Source organism: Enterococcus sp. DIV0755f, from assembly GCF_051713725.1.
GTDB classification, from domain to species: Bacteria; Bacillota; Bacilli; order Lactobacillales; family Enterococcaceae; genus Enterococcus_D; species Enterococcus_D casseliflavus.
This window is the reverse complement of the sequence record NZ_JBIOQL010000001.1, coordinates 2,163,814-2,178,605: the sequence shown is the minus strand read 5'-3', so window position 1 is coordinate 2,178,605 and position 14,792 is coordinate 2,163,814. Positions and strand designations below refer to the sequence as shown.

General features: G+C 41.2%; 11 protein-coding genes. All 11 read left to right on the top strand.

The features are described 5' to 3' along the window. Positions 1-3: 3 nt before the first annotated feature. Entirely contained in the window at positions 4-2,466 is a 2,463-nt protein-coding gene (gene parC, locus IGI73_RS09855) for a DNA topoisomerase IV subunit A (protein ID WP_016610800.1), read from the top strand. Positions 2,467-2,735: 269 nt separating this feature from the next. Then, positions 2,736-4,964 (top strand): formate C-acetyltransferase, encoded by a 2,229-nt coding sequence (gene pflB / locus IGI73_RS09850; RefSeq protein ID WP_438759200.1) that lies wholly within the window; start codon positions 2,736-2,738, stop codon positions 4,962-4,964. A 104-nt stretch (positions 4,965-5,068) separates the two neighbouring features. Then, complete coding sequence (gene pflA, locus IGI73_RS09845; RefSeq protein ID WP_010749400.1) at positions 5,069-5,824, top strand: pyruvate formate-lyase-activating protein; 756 nt, start codon at positions 5,069-5,071, stop codon at positions 5,822-5,824. A 94-nt stretch (positions 5,825-5,918) separates the two neighbouring features. Next, the gene (locus tag IGI73_RS09840) at positions 5,919-6,848 is read left to right on the top strand and encodes a manganese-dependent inorganic pyrophosphatase (RefSeq protein WP_438759199.1); all 930 of its coding nucleotides are present in this window, start codon (positions 5,919-5,921) and stop codon (positions 6,846-6,848) included. Between the two features lie 88 nt (positions 6,849-6,936). After that, entirely contained in the window at positions 6,937-7,746 is an 810-nt protein-coding gene (locus tag IGI73_RS09835) for a DUF1803 domain-containing protein (RefSeq protein ID WP_438759198.1), read from the top strand. A gap of 197 nt (positions 7,747-7,943) precedes the next feature. Then, entirely contained in the window at positions 7,944-8,390 is a 447-nt protein-coding gene (locus IGI73_RS09830; protein WP_005229648.1) for a hypothetical protein, read from the top strand. A gap of 98 nt (positions 8,391-8,488) precedes the next feature. Continuing rightward, positions 8,489-8,896, top strand: coding sequence for a hypothetical protein (locus tag IGI73_RS09825; protein WP_005229650.1), 408 nt, complete (start codon positions 8,489-8,491; stop codon positions 8,894-8,896). A 178-nt stretch (positions 8,897-9,074) separates the two neighbouring features. Next, positions 9,075-11,021: a 1,4-alpha-glucan branching protein GlgB gene (glgB, locus tag IGI73_RS09820; protein ID WP_428207253.1), complete on the top strand. Its 1,947-nt coding sequence runs from the start codon at positions 9,075-9,077 to the stop codon at positions 11,019-11,021. 31 nt (positions 11,022-11,052) lie between these two features. Next, positions 11,053-12,195: a glucose-1-phosphate adenylyltransferase gene (locus IGI73_RS09815; protein ID WP_016610807.1), complete on the top strand. Its 1,143-nt coding sequence runs from the start codon at positions 11,053-11,055 to the stop codon at positions 12,193-12,195. Beyond that, a complete protein-coding gene (gene glgD / locus IGI73_RS09810; protein WP_016610808.1) occupies positions 12,185-13,336 on the top strand; it encodes a glucose-1-phosphate adenylyltransferase subunit GlgD in 1,152 nt (383 codons plus the stop codon). The genes IGI73_RS09815 and glgD overlap by 11 nt, the downstream gene beginning before the upstream one ends. Then, on the top strand, positions 13,333-14,766 hold the full coding sequence (glgA, locus tag IGI73_RS09805) for a glycogen synthase GlgA (protein WP_428207121.1): 1,434 nt from the start codon (positions 13,333-13,335) through the stop codon (positions 14,764-14,766). The genes glgD and glgA overlap by 4 nt, the downstream gene beginning before the upstream one ends. Positions 14,767-14,792 lie beyond the last annotated feature (26 nt).

Sequence of the window (14,792 nt, the reverse complement as noted above, 5' to 3'; positions counted from 1 at the left end):
CTCTTGGAACACAAAAGCAATATACAAGAATTGACATTGGAAGAAGTGATGGGAGATCGCTTCGGTCGATATTCCAAATACATTATTCAAGAACGGGCATTGCCAGATATTCGTGATGGGTTAAAACCGGTTCAGCGACGGATTTTATTTGCCATGAACCAAGACGGCAATACCTATGACAAAGGCTTCCGCAAATCAGCAAAATCTGTCGGAAATATCATGGGGAATTTTCACCCCCATGGGGACTCGAGTATCTATGAAGCAATGGTCCGCATGAGTCAAGACTGGAAGCTACGTCAGATTTTGATTGAAATGCACGGGAACAACGGGAGTATGGATGGTGATCCGCCAGCTGCCATGCGTTATACGGAAGCACGGCTTTCGGAATTAAGTGGTGAGCTATTAAAAGATATTGAAAAAAACACCGTGGAATTAGTTTGGAACTTTGATGATACTGAAAAAGAACCAACTGTTCTACCAGCAAAATACCCGAATCTGTTAGTCAATGGCTCAACTGGGATCTCAGCTGGTTATGCAACAGAGATCCCTACCCACAATTTAGGGGAAATCATCGATGGAACGATCTATTTGATCGACCATCCGCAAGCTTCTTTGGATCAGCTGATGAAGTACATTCCTGGCCCTGATTTTCCAACAGGGGGTATTTTACAAGGGAAAGAAGAAATCAAAAAAGCGTATGAAACAGGCAAAGGCAAAGTGATCCTGCGTTCGAAAACCAAGATCGAAGACATCAAAGGCGGCAAACAGCAAATCGTCATCAATGAGATCCCGTATGAGGTCAATAAAGCCAACTTAGTCAAAAAAATGGATGAGATCCGTTTGAATAAACGCATTGATGGGATTGCTGAAGTACGAGATGAAACAGATCGTACTGGACTACAGATTGTTGTCGAGCTGAAAAAAGAGGCAAATGCGCAAGGGATTTTAAATTATTTATTTAAGAATACCGAATTGCAGATCAACTACAACTTCAACATGGTGGCAATCGACAATATGCGTCCTCAGCAAGTCGGATTAAAGCGGATTTTAGAAAGCTACATCAAACATCGCCGTGAAGTGATCGAAAAACGCAGTCGTTTTGAGCTGCAAAAAGCGCAAAAAAGACAGCATATCGTTGATGGGCTGATCAAAGCTTTGTCGATCCTTGATGAGGTGATCGCTACCATTCGCGGTAGTAAAGACAAAAAAGATGCCAAAAATAATCTGGTGGTTCAACATGGTTTTACCGAAGAACAAGCAGAAGCCATTGTGAACTTACAGTTGTATCGCTTGACCAATACGGACATTACACAATTGCAAGCAGAAGCAAAAGAACTTGCAGAAACGATCGCTGAATTGACAACGATTTTGAATGAAGAAAATGAATTGCTGAAAGTGATCAAGAAAGAACTGCGAGAGATCAAGAAAAAATATACGACGCCGCGGTTGACTGAGATCGAAGCAGAAATTCAAGAAATCAAGATCGAAACACAAGTCTTGGTCGCCCAAGAAGAAGTAGTCGTGACGGTCACAAGAGACGGCTATGTCAAACGCAGCAGCTTGCGTTCTTACGGTGCTTCAAAACCAGAAGAGATCGGCATGAAAGAAGGCGACTCTTTACTTTACAGTAATCAAATGAACACGTTGGATCACCTGTTGTTGGTTACTAATAAAGGGAACACGATCTATCGACCGGTCCATGAATTACCTGATTTAAAATGGAAAGATTTAGGAGAACATATTTCGCAAACAGTCATGACACTGGCGCAAGATGAAATGATCATTGGGGTCTTTGCCTACAAAGAGATCGATCCATTGAAAAATTTCGTGCTGATTAGTAAAAACGGTATGATCAAACAGACACGAATGACGGAATTTGAACCTTGGCGCACCTATAAAACACGGCCGATGACGATCATGAAGCTGAAAGATGAATCAGATGAATTGGTCAACGTCTTTTTGACGGATCAAACGGAAGAAATGGATGTATTCTTAGTCAGTCATCTTGCCTTTGGCTTACGCTACCCGCTTAATGAAGTGCCTGTTGTGGGACCAAAAGCAGCTGGGGTCAAAGCGATGAACCTTAAAGCGGATGATTATCTTATCAATGGGTTGCTCGTTTATTCAGAAGGGGATACACCGATCGTTTTGATCACCCAACGTGGCGCAGCAAAACGAATGTTGGCTCAAGAAATCAACCAATTAGGTCGGGCGAAGCGCGGATTGATGGTCTTGCGGGAATTGAAGAAAAATCCTCATCGCGTCGTCTATATGGGCAGTGGGGAAAATCAGCAACTGCTAGTGACGAATCAAAAAGGACAATCCTTTGAAGTGATCACCAACCAAATCCCGATCAATGATCGGACCTCCAACGGCTCATTTATCATGGATGAGAAAACAGGAGGACAAATCTACGAAGTGAAAACCCAAATCAGTCCTGCAATCGCAGAGGATTCTGTACTATAAATTATAACAAAGCAACCCTTCTGTACCAGTACAGAAGGGTTGCTTTTTGTCTCATAATTAATCTTTCACATTAACGAAAAAGGTACTTTAATAAAAGTTTCACATTTATTAAATGCCTATAAATCAACGTTTTTAGTAATTAATATCTTAAAAAAAAATAAATTGTTAAAAATAATTCTTGAAAATGCTTGCAATCATTAAGGTGTGTGTTATACTGTTCACGTAAAGCTGTTACATTAGTGAACAGAAAATTTAAGGAGGTCCATCAAATGGAACAATGGAATGGATTTAAAGGAAAAACTTGGAAAGAAGAAGTAAACGTACGCGACTTCATCCAAGAAAACTACACACCTTATGACGGAACAGATGAATTCCTAGCAGATGCTACTGAAGCAACGACGAAGCTATGGGATCAAGTCATGGAACTGAACAAGCAAGAGCGTGAAGCTGGCGGCGTATTGGATATGGATACAAAAGTCGTTTCAACGATCACTTCTCATGGACCTGGCTACTTAGACAAAGACTTAGAAACAGTTGTTGGTTTCCAAACGGAAAAACCATTTAAACGCAGCTTGCAACCATTTGGTGGCATCCGCATGTCAGAACAAGCAGCAGAATCTTATGGCTATGAAATTGATGCGGAAGTCTCTCACATTTTCCGTGACTACCGTAAAACACATAACCAAGGAGTTTTTGATGCTTATACACCTGAAATCAGAGCAGCGCGCCGTTCTGGTGTAATCACAGGTCTTCCTGATGCTTACGGCCGTGGCCGAATCATTGGTGACTACCGACGTGTGGCATTATACGGTGTGGACTTCTTGATCAAAGAAAAACAACAAGACCTATTGTATTGCGGAAACGGAACGATGTCTGAAGACATTATCCGCCAACGTGAAGAATTGAGTGAACAAATTCGTGCGTTAAGCGAATTGAAAGAATTAGGAAACATTTACGGATTTGATATTTCTAAACCAGCTCAAACGGCGAAAGAAGCATTCCAATGGTTATATCTTGGTTACTTAGCAGCCATCAAAGAGCAAAATGGTGCAGCAATGTCATTGGGACGTACGTCAACTTTCCTTGATATTTATGTTGAACGCGATTTGAAAAATGGCGTGATCACTGAAGAAGAAGCACAAGAAATCGTTGACCATTTCGTCATGAAACTACGTCTTGTGAAATTTGCTCGGACGCCTGATTACAACGCATTGTTCTCTGGTGACCCAACTTGGGTAACTGAATCAATCGCTGGTATGGGTGAAGACGGACGTCATATGGTAACGAAAAACAGCTTCCGTTTCTTACACACTTTAGCAAACTTAGGCCCAGCACCAGAACCAAACTTGACTGTTTTATGGTCAACACGTTTGCCTCATAATTTCAAAACATTTTGTGCGAAAATGTCTATCCAAACATCAGCGATTCAATATGAAAACGATGATGTGATGCGTGGACATTGGGGCGACGACTACGGAATCGCTTGTTGTGTATCCGCAATGCGCATCGGAAAACAAATGCAATTCTTTGGTGCTCGTGCCAACTTAGCGAAAACATTGTTGTATGCAATCAACGGTGGGGTCGATGAAAAATCAAAAGCACAAGTTGGACCAAAATTCCAACCAATTACTTCTGAATACTTGGATTATAACGAAGTAATGGAAAAATATGACACAATGATGGACTGGATTTGTGATCTGTATGTGAACACATTGAACATCATTCATTACATGCACGACAAATATTCTTATGAACGCATTGAAATGGCGCTACAAGATACAGACATTCTACGTACGATGGCTACTGGTATCGCTGGTTTCTCTGTTGCAGTTGACTCATTATCAGCGATCAAATATGCCAAAGTTCGTACGATCCGTGATGAAAACGGCATTGTTGAAGATTACGAAATCGAAGGCGATTATCCGAAATACGGAAACAATGATGACCGCGTAGATGATATCGCAGTCAACTTGTTGAAAGTCTTCATGAAAAAAGTAAAACGCACGAAAACATACCGTGATTCAAAACACACAACGTCGATCCTTACTATCACTTCTAACGTGGTTTATGGTAAGAAAACAGGGAACACTCCTGATGGACGTCGTGCAGGCGCACCATTTGCTCCAGGTGCAAACCCAATGCATGGTCGCGATACGCATGGTGCTTTGGCAAGTCTTTCATCAGTTGCGAAATTACCATATGATTACTCATTAGATGGTATTTCAAACACCTTCTCGATCGTACCTAAAGCATTAGGACGTGACGACGAAACACAACAAGAAAACCTAGCAACAATGCTAGATGGCTATGCAGCAAAAGGTGGTCACCACTTAAATATCAACGTATTTAACCGTGACACATTGCTTGATGCGCAAGCTCACCCAGAAAAATACCCACAATTAACGATTCGGGTATCTGGCTATGCAGTAAACTTCATTAAATTAACAAAAGAACAACAAGATGACGTGATTGCTCGTACAATGCACGAAGCAATGTAATAAGCAACAACTTCAGGCGGCGGACGGGAAAATCCGCCGCCTCTTGTTTTGAAAGTATCAGACGGAGCGTGGTCATCCGTCGTTTCGAAGAAAGGAAGAGCATTATGGCAGTAACAGGACAAGTACATTCAACAGAAAGTTTTGGATCAGTAGATGGACCAGGTATCCGTTTTATTGTATTCATGCAAGGATGCCGCATGCGTTGCCAGTTTTGTCATAATCCAGATACATGGAAGATTGGCACCGGTGTCGAACGAACGACTGATGATGTCTTAGAAGAGGCATTGAAATATCGCGAATTCTGGGGACAAAAAGGTGGGATCACCGTCAGTGGTGGGGAACCATTGCTTCAGATGGACTTTCTGATCGATCTGTTTCGTAAAGCCAAAGCAGAAGGTGTCAGCACGACATTAGATACTTGTGGAAAACCATTTACACGGGAAGAACCATTTTTTAGCAAGTTTCAAGAGCTGATGACCGTTACTGACTTGTTATTGTTTGATATCAAGCACATTGATAACAAAGCCCATAAAGAGTTGACTACCCAATCGAACGATAATATTTTGGATATGGCGAATTATCTTTCAGAGATCAATCAGCCTGTCTGGATTCGTCACGTGCTGGTTCCTTTTAGAAGCGACTATGATGAATTTTTGATCCGTTTGGATGAGTTTATCAAAACACTGAAGAATGTCGATAAAGTAGAGATCTTGCCTTATCACACGATGGGGAAATACAAGTGGGATGAGCTTGGTTTGAAATATCCCCTTGAAGGGATCGAACCACCAACAGAAGATCGGGTGAAAAATGCCAAGCGTTTGCTTCATGTAGACGACTATAAAGGTTACTTAACCCGTTGATCAAAACAGGAAAGAAGAGATTGCTATTGCTTCTTTCCTGTTTTTTTACTATGATTAGAAAGTGAATATCAATTGAAATAGGAGCGATGAAGAAATGTCGAAAATATTAGTATTCGGTCATCAAAATCCTGATACCGACGCCATTGGTGCAGCAATTGCCTTTGCGAATTTACAAAATCAACTTGGAAAAGATTCTGAAGCAGTAGCGCTTGGTACACCGAATGAAGAGACACAATTTGCGTTAGATACCTTTGGCCTAACTGCCCCTCGGGTGATCGATTCAGTGGCAAAGGAAACCCAAGAAGTAATGTTAGTGGATCATAATGAATTTCAACAAAGTGCAGCGGATATTGCGGATATCACTGTGTTGGCAGTTGTTGATCATCATCGTATCGCTAACTTTGAAACGGCAAATCCACTGTATTATCGTGCAGAGCCGGTCGGTTGTACAAGTACGATCGTGTTGAAATTATACAAAGAAAATCAAGTGGAAATTCCAAAAGCGATCGCAGGAATCATGCTCTCAGCGATCATCTCTGATACATTGTTGTTTAAATCACCAACATGTACCGACGAAGACGTAACAGCAGCCAAAGAACTAGCCGTTATAGCAGATGTAGAACTGGAAGTCTATGGATTAGATATGTTAAAAGCTGGTACGAATCTTGGAACGAAATCAGCAGCAGAATTGCTGGACCTAGATGCCAAAAGCTTCCCAATGGGTGCTAAAAACATCCGTATCGGACAAGTCAACACGGTTGATCTAAAAGAAGTCTTTGACCGTCAAGCAGAGTTGGAAGCGGCTATGAAGGATTCAATGGCAGCAAATGGCTATGATCTGTTCTTGCTGGTTGCCACTGATATCTTAGATAGTAATTCTGAGCTGCTAGTCGTTGGTGAACCAACTGCCCCAGTAGAAGCAGCCTTTAAAACGACATTAACCAACAATCGTGCGTTTTTACCTGGTGTCGTTTCTCGTAAAAAACAAATCGTACCTCAATTAACAGAGGTTTTTGAAGGATAATTAAGCTAACTGTCTGAATGCTGGTGAGATCTGTTTTGGTAGATCAAGCCAGCATTTTTCATGATTGTTTGGATAAGGAGTACACGCAGTGAAATTTTTTTATAGTCCCCACTTTCGCTCATTGCAACCGATACTGGAATCTTCGAAATTCCATGAATTGGTAGAGGAGCTATTAAATAGCCAAGAGCCGCCGACACTACGAGCATTAAAATCGAAGTTTACAGATGGTTCTTTTGATAAAATTCTTGACCGCTTGATCGCAGAAAAGTTGATCATCCGCCAAGAACGACGCTATTATTTAGGCTTCCCCATCTATACTGAACATGATCAACAGCAGATACAAGTAAGTGATGATTTCTATCAAGCAGCGCGCAATTGGTCAACACAAGAAATCGCTGGTTTTATCAAAAGTTTTGCTGCGTCAAGTGTTGAAAATAAATACTTTTACGGTTGTCAGCAAGGAGTTGAACAAGGAGCGGTCTATGCATTGAGTCATGAACAATTTCAGTTGATCTCTTACTCAGAAACACAGTGGCCACCAACACTGCCTGCTTTTTTTGAAGCGAATGAACAGTTGCGCACCCTTGCGATCTATGATGAATTAATGGATTTGATCGGTGATGTCGATCCAGTCTATTACTTAGACCAAGTGAGTGTGATCCTTGAACGCATTCGTAAAAATAAAAAAGTCCGTCCGAGTATTTTTCTGGAATCACTTCAACGGATCGAGATCATAAGCCCTGAGCTACATTTGTTGCTGGAAGAAATAAATTGTGATAATCTAAAAAACGAGCGTTATCCGTCTTCTGAAAAGGATCTGTTCGTCCAACGCCTTGTGATCGCTCACTTGGCAAACAAATCAGGTTCATACAATACACTTTATTTCAATAATAATTAAAATTTCTAATAATTATGTTATTTGTTTTAAATCTTCTGACTATTAAAAAGTTGCTAGATTCGATTCTAGCAGCTTTTTTTCTTATTTCTTCAAATGATAATTTGATGAATAAAAATTAAAAAACAACAATCGTTTTGTTTGGAGTTTTGATTTCTTGATGATACGATGATTCTAGAACTTTGAAAGGGGATATAAAAATGGAAGGATATAAAACGGTTGATTTTGAACAGTTGGAACAAAACAAAACGAAAGCAGAAATGATCACGTTCGTATCAATGTCAGAAATAGAAGCTGCTCGGCAAGCAATTACAAAAGCGGGGATCGATGAAACGCGTTTTTCTGATGGCGATCTCATTCTTGCGTTAAAACAACAGGAACGGTTTGGGGCAAATACGATCGTTTCCGTGATCATTGATTGGCTCATCAATCAAAACTATCTGGTGAATCCAGCTCATGCCATGCGTTACTTAGCAAAGAAAATGGCAAATGGGCCAGTGACGAGTTACAAATTATTAAGTGAGGGTGAGTTTGATTGTGACGGGAACTATTACTTGATTGCTCGAACAAACACCTCCTCATCGGCAAATAAAGTCTATAAAGTTTACACGGATGGACAAGTAAAAGAGCTTTGGCAGGCAAAATAAGTACAGATGATTTCGACTCTAGTGAATAAGGAAAACGGCTGTGTAAGCAGTAGTTAGCGGAAAAAGGATTTTTTTAGATTGAAGGTTGTGAAAGACGCGTGAAACTAAACATTCGAATCGGCTTAGCTGGCAGTCATCTTCTGATTGGTGCATTCAGCTTGCTCGGCGCTCTGCTGACGCTTTATAAAGTACCGACAAGTTTTGGTGCGATCCAAGCCTTGTTAGGTGAAATTTATTATACCGATACGGTATTTGACCGATTTACTCAGCTCTTCTTGTTGGGGATCATCAGTCTTTATACCGTGGTGACCAGTTTTTATGGGTTTCGATTTTGGTGTTTTTGCTCCGCCTCTTCTGCATTTGGGACACTGTTGGCATATTTTGAATTAACTGAAACACTTCCAGTGATGGTAGTTTTCATTCTTGTTTTAGCAAGTTTGTTTCAGTTATGGGTAGTCACATACTTCATTTTCCAAAAGCTAAAAAGTAGAGCTGAAACAGGTTGAACAGATACGTTCAAGCTGTTTTTTTCTGTCAAAGATTATTTGCTGGCAACTAAGGTTATTGCGTTACTAGCGCAGTGTTTTATGCTATGCTAGATAGAGAGATGTAGTTGATTTTGAAACGATTTCTAAAAGATGAAAGAGCGTAACAAGTTCGTTGGCATTTCAGTCAACGATCAAAATGAATTTGAGGAGGACTGATGAGAGAGTGGTTACCAAACAACAGGTACTGACTGCGGAAAAAGACTTTCTGAGTGGTGAAAATTTTTATGTACAGCATTTCTTAGGCGCCCATCAAGTAGATGATGGCTACGTGTTTCGCGTTTGGGCACCAAATGCTCAGCAAGTTTGGCTTGTTGGCGACTTCAACCAATGGACGGATACCTTGCCGATGAACAAAAGGACGGAATCCGGTGTTTGGGAAATTGAGACCAACCAAGTAAAAGAAGGACAGCTTTACAAATACAAAGTAAAACAATCAAATGGACGAGAAGTATTGAAGATCGATCCTTTTGCTGTCCATTTTGAAGCTCGACCAGGAACTGCTGCCGTGTTGCATTCGATCCCACAAAAAAAATGGCGGGATGGGTTATGGCAAGGACGGAAAAAAAGACAAAAAACATTTAATCGACCTCTTAATATTTATGAAGTTCATGCCAGCTCCTGGAAGCACCACGAAGATGGCACCCCTTATCGCTTCTCCGAATTAAAAGATGAACTTATTCCTTACGTGAAAAAAATGGGCTACACCCATATCGAATTTATGCCTTTGATGGAACATCCCTTAGGAACCTCCTGGGGCTATCAATTGACTGGTTACTTTGCACTTAGCTCCTATTATGGGACACCAGAAGAATTTCAAGACTTTGTAGAGGCTTGTCATTTGGAAAATATAGGTGTCTTCGTTGATTGGGTGCCAGGACATTTTTGTGTCAATGATGACAGTCTTGCCTATTATGATGGCACGCCGACCTTTGAATACATGGATGAAAACCGTGCGAAAAATGTTCGCTGGGGTGCGATCAACTTTGATCTAGGCAAACCGCAAGTCCAAAGCTTTCTGATCTCAAGTGCATTGTTCTGGATCGAATTTTACCACATTGATGGTATTCGGGTAGATGCCGTTTCCAACATGATCTATCGCGATTATGATGAAGGCCCATGGGAACCGAATCACGAAGGGGGCAATCGGAATTTTGAAGGGTACTATTTCTTACAAAAGCTCAATTCAGTCATCAAGTTAGCCCATCCTGCAGTTGTCATGATTGCAGAGGAAAGTACTTCCGAGACCAAAATAACAGGAATGGTCGAAGGAGGCGCTCTCGGGTTTGACTACAAATGGAATATGGGCTGGATGAATGATGTCCTGCGTTTTTACGAAATGGACCCGATTTTCCGTAAAGATCATCTAAGCCTTTTATCTTTTTCTTTCATGTATCGGATGCAAGAAAATTATATCTTGCCACTCTCCCATGACGAAGTGGTTCATGGCAAAAAAAGTTTGATGCACAAAATGTGGGGAGACCGCTACAAACAGTTTTCACAACTACGAAATCTCTATACGTACATGATGATGCATCCAGGGAAAAAACTGTTATTCATGGGTAGTGAATGGGGACAGTTTTTAGAATGGAAATATGATCATGGTCTTGAATGGGTCGATTTAAACGACGCATTCAATGCAAAAATGCAGTTCTTCACCCGGACCTTGAATGAATTATACAAAGAAGAACGAGCCCTTTGGGAATTGGATGATCAAGAAGATTCATTGATGGTGATCGATGCAGACAACTTAGATGAAACGACATTGACTTTCTTACGACAAGGAAAAACGAAAAAAGATTTCTTGATCGTGGTTGTCAATCTGACACCAGTGGAGCGTCACGATTTTGCGATCGGCGTGCCATACGAAGGAACGTATCGCGAGATTTTAAACACGGAACGGGATGTATTTGGTGGAACTTGGGTGGCGAATAACCCAGACTGCCAGACCAGTAATACCCCTTTTAAGCAATACGACTATCAAATCAAAACAATTTTGCCTGCACTTGGGGCTTTAATCATCAAACCAGAAAAAATCAAAATGACTCGAAAAAAAGCAGTAAAGAAAGCACAAAAAAAAGAGTAGAGGGGGAACGGTGAGTAGATCACCAAACAAAATGAAAACAGAGATGTTAGCAATGATCCTCGCAGGGGGACAAGGGACTCGATTAGGGAAATTAACAAAGAATATTGCTAAACCAGCGGTTCCATTTGGTGGCAGATATCGGATCATCGATTTCACGTTGAGTAATTGTGTCAATTCAGGAATCAAAAATGTGGGTGTTGTCACTCAGTACCAGCCATTAGCACTAAACAACCATATCGGAAATGGTGCAAGCTGGGGATTGGATGGAATTAGTACCGGTGTGACGATCTTACAGCCATATTCAAATTCAGAAGGCGAAAAATGGTTTGAAGGAACCGCCCATGCGATCTATCAAAACATCGCTTATATCGATGAGATGGACCCGCAATATGTCTTGATTTTATCAGGGGACCATATCTACAAAATGGATTATGAAGAAATGCTGGAAAAACACAAAGAAAATGATGCTTCATTGACGGTTGCAGTTCTCGAAGTACCGATGAAAGATGCCTCGCGTTTCGGAATCATGAACACCGATAAAAATGACCGTATCATCGAATTTGATGAAAAACCAGCCGAACCAAAAAGCAATCTCGCTTCAATGGGGATCTATATTTTCGATTGGAGTCGTCTGCGCAGTATGCTGTTGAGTAACTATACAAAAGACGGCGAAATGGTCGATTTTGGGAAACATGTCATTCCTTCTTATCTCGAAAGCGGCGACAACGTTTTTGCCTATCGCTTCTCTGGCTATTGGAAAGACGTAGGAACGATCGATTCATTGTGGGAAGCCAATATGGAATTTATTGATCCAGCAATGGAGTTGAATATTCGGGATAAAAGTTGGCAAGTATTTTCTAAAAACCCAATCGCACCACCACATTTTGTGACTGAGACCGGGGCTGCGAGAAACTCTCTCGTGATGGATGGCTGTTATGTTGCAGGGGAAATCGAGCACAGTATTTTATCAGAAAATGTGCAGGTGAAAGAAGGATCGACGATCAAGGACAGCGTGATCATGCCTGGAGCGGTGATCGGTAGAAATGTTAAATTAAACCGAGTGATCGTTGGGGAAAATGCAGTGATTGGTGACGATGCAGAGATCGATGGAACAGACGAAATTGCCGTAGTCGGCTATTCTGAAATTTTAGGGGTGACGATTGATGAGAACTAATAAAATGTGTGCGATTTTAGGGAATCTGCAACGATACCAAGACTTGATGCCATTAACAGAAAACCGTCCGCTGTCGACTTTATTGTTTGACTGCAAATATCGCTTGTTAGATTTTAATCTTTCAAGTATCGAAAATGCCAATATCAAACAAGTCTATATGATTTTCAATGAAGGAGAAACGCAGTCGGTCTTCGATCATATCGGTGGCGGAAAAGAGTGGAACTTGGACGGCGTACAAAACCGTTTCTTTATTCACCTGTTCCAAGACTCATTGAAAAAGCAAGCAGAAGGACAAGAGTATTATTATAATGTCATCGACTATTTGGAAAAATCCAAATCGGATCATACCGTATTTATGGGCAGCAAAGTCTTATGCAACATTGATTTGCGTGCCTTGCTGAAAATCCATCAGCTACAAGGCAATGAAATGACCGTCGTATACAAACGCATCAGCAGTGACAATGTTTGCGAAAGTGATCTGTTGTTCAATGTAGACAGTGAAGGTCACTTAGAAGAAGCGATCCAAGCGAAAAAAGGTGAGGTCAGTGACCTTGTCAACTTATGTACGGATATTTTTATCATTCAAACAGATCGTCTGATCGCTGCGCTAAAAGAGGGGCAAAAAGTTGGCGCAACGGCAGACCTCGGTCAATTTTTACGAGAAATGATCGCTGTTGAAAATACAGGTCTATATGAGTACACTGGTTACTTAAGTAACATTTATGACATCTCTTCTTACTATCAAACAAATATGGATATGCTCGATGTGCATAAATTTACGTCGTTGCTTTATTCGAATCAAAAGATCTATACCAAACTGAAAAACGAAGTGCCAACGTATTATTCAGAAACATCTGACGTGAAAAATAGCCACTTTGCTTCTGGCTGCATCGTGGAAGGAACGGTCGAACAGTCACTCGTTGCCCGCCGCACGAAGATCCATCCTGAAGCAAAAGTCAAAGGAGCGATCATCTTCGGAAATAATGAGATCAAAGCAGGTGCCGAAGTCTCTTATGCGATCCTAGATAAAAATGTGACCATCGCAGAAGGTGTCAAAGTGCAAGGAACCAAAGAAACGCCAATCGTCATTAAGAAAAATTCTCATGTGACCCAAGACGTTATTGGAGGGGCAAGCGCATGAAGGTTCTGTTTACAGCAGCGGAATGCGCCCCATTTTTTAAAACAGGCGGATTAGGGGATGTTGCAGGGGCATTACCAAAAGAATTGGTCAAAAAAGGCGTCGAGACGATTGTGGTCTTACCCTATTTCACGAAAATGCCTGCTGAATACCAGGAGCAAATGGAAGATTGTTTTTCTTTTGAAGTGGTGGTCGGTTGGCGCAAGCAATATTGTGGGATCAAAAAATTAGTTCTAGGCTCTGTGACCTATTATTTCATAGACAATCTCTACTATTTTGGCCGCGAACGGCTCTATGATTTTTATGATGATGGGGAACGCTTTGCTTTCTTCCAATTAGCCGTGATCGAAATGATGGAACGCATTGAATTTATTCCAGACATCGTGCATGTCAATGATTACCATACGGCGATGATTCCCTTCTTGATCAAAGAAAAATATCATTGGATTCAAGCGTATCAAAACATACGCACCGTTTTGACGATCCATAACATTGGGTTTCAAGGGTGGTATAGTCGCGATATTTTACCAGATCTTTTTGGTATGGGGACTGAGAGATATGATGATGGCACACTACGTTTAAACGATTGCTTGAACTTTATGAAAGCAGGAATCTTGTATGCGGACCGCATCACGACGGTCAGTCCTTCCTATAGTGAAGAAATCAAAACCTCTGAGTTCGGCTGTGGGCTTGAAGTGATTTTACGTATGGAAAGCGGCAAACTCAGCGGCATTTTAAACGGAATTGATTACGAAATGAACGATCCAGAAACCGATCCTCATTTGGACTATCCTTTCAGTGTCGAAGATTTATCAGGAAAAGCTAAAAACAAGCGAGCGCTACAAGAACAATTTGGTTTGCCTACCCGTAAAGATGTCCCATTGATTTCTGTTGTTAGCCGTTTGACCACTCAAAAAGGGTTCCATTTGGTCCTTGAAGAAATGGAAAATCTCTTGCAATTTGATGTTCAGTTCATCTTACTAGGGACTGGCGAACATGATTTTGAAGAAGGCTTTCGCTATTTTGCTCAGAGATATCCTGACAAATGTGCTGCCGCGATTTCTTTTGATATTGCATTGGCGCAAAAGTTATACGCAGCAGCGGATCTTTTCTTGATGCCTTCCGCCTTCGAACCATGCGGACTGTCACAGATGATCGCGATGCGTTATGGTACATTACCGGTCGTTCACGAAATCGGTGGCTTGAAAGATACGGTAGATTCCTATAATCCGATCACGAAACAAGGTACCGGCTTTGGCTTTCAAGAGTTTTCACCATTTTACTTGATGAATGCCTTGAAGCAAGGGGTCGAATTGTATCAATCTGATCAGGCAACGTGGAACGTATTGGTCAAGCAAGCAATGGCAAAAGATTTCAGCTGGAATCAAAGTTCCGATCTTTATATCCAGTTGTATAATACTATCAAAGTTTGATTGTTTTAAGACAGAAGAATCCTTGT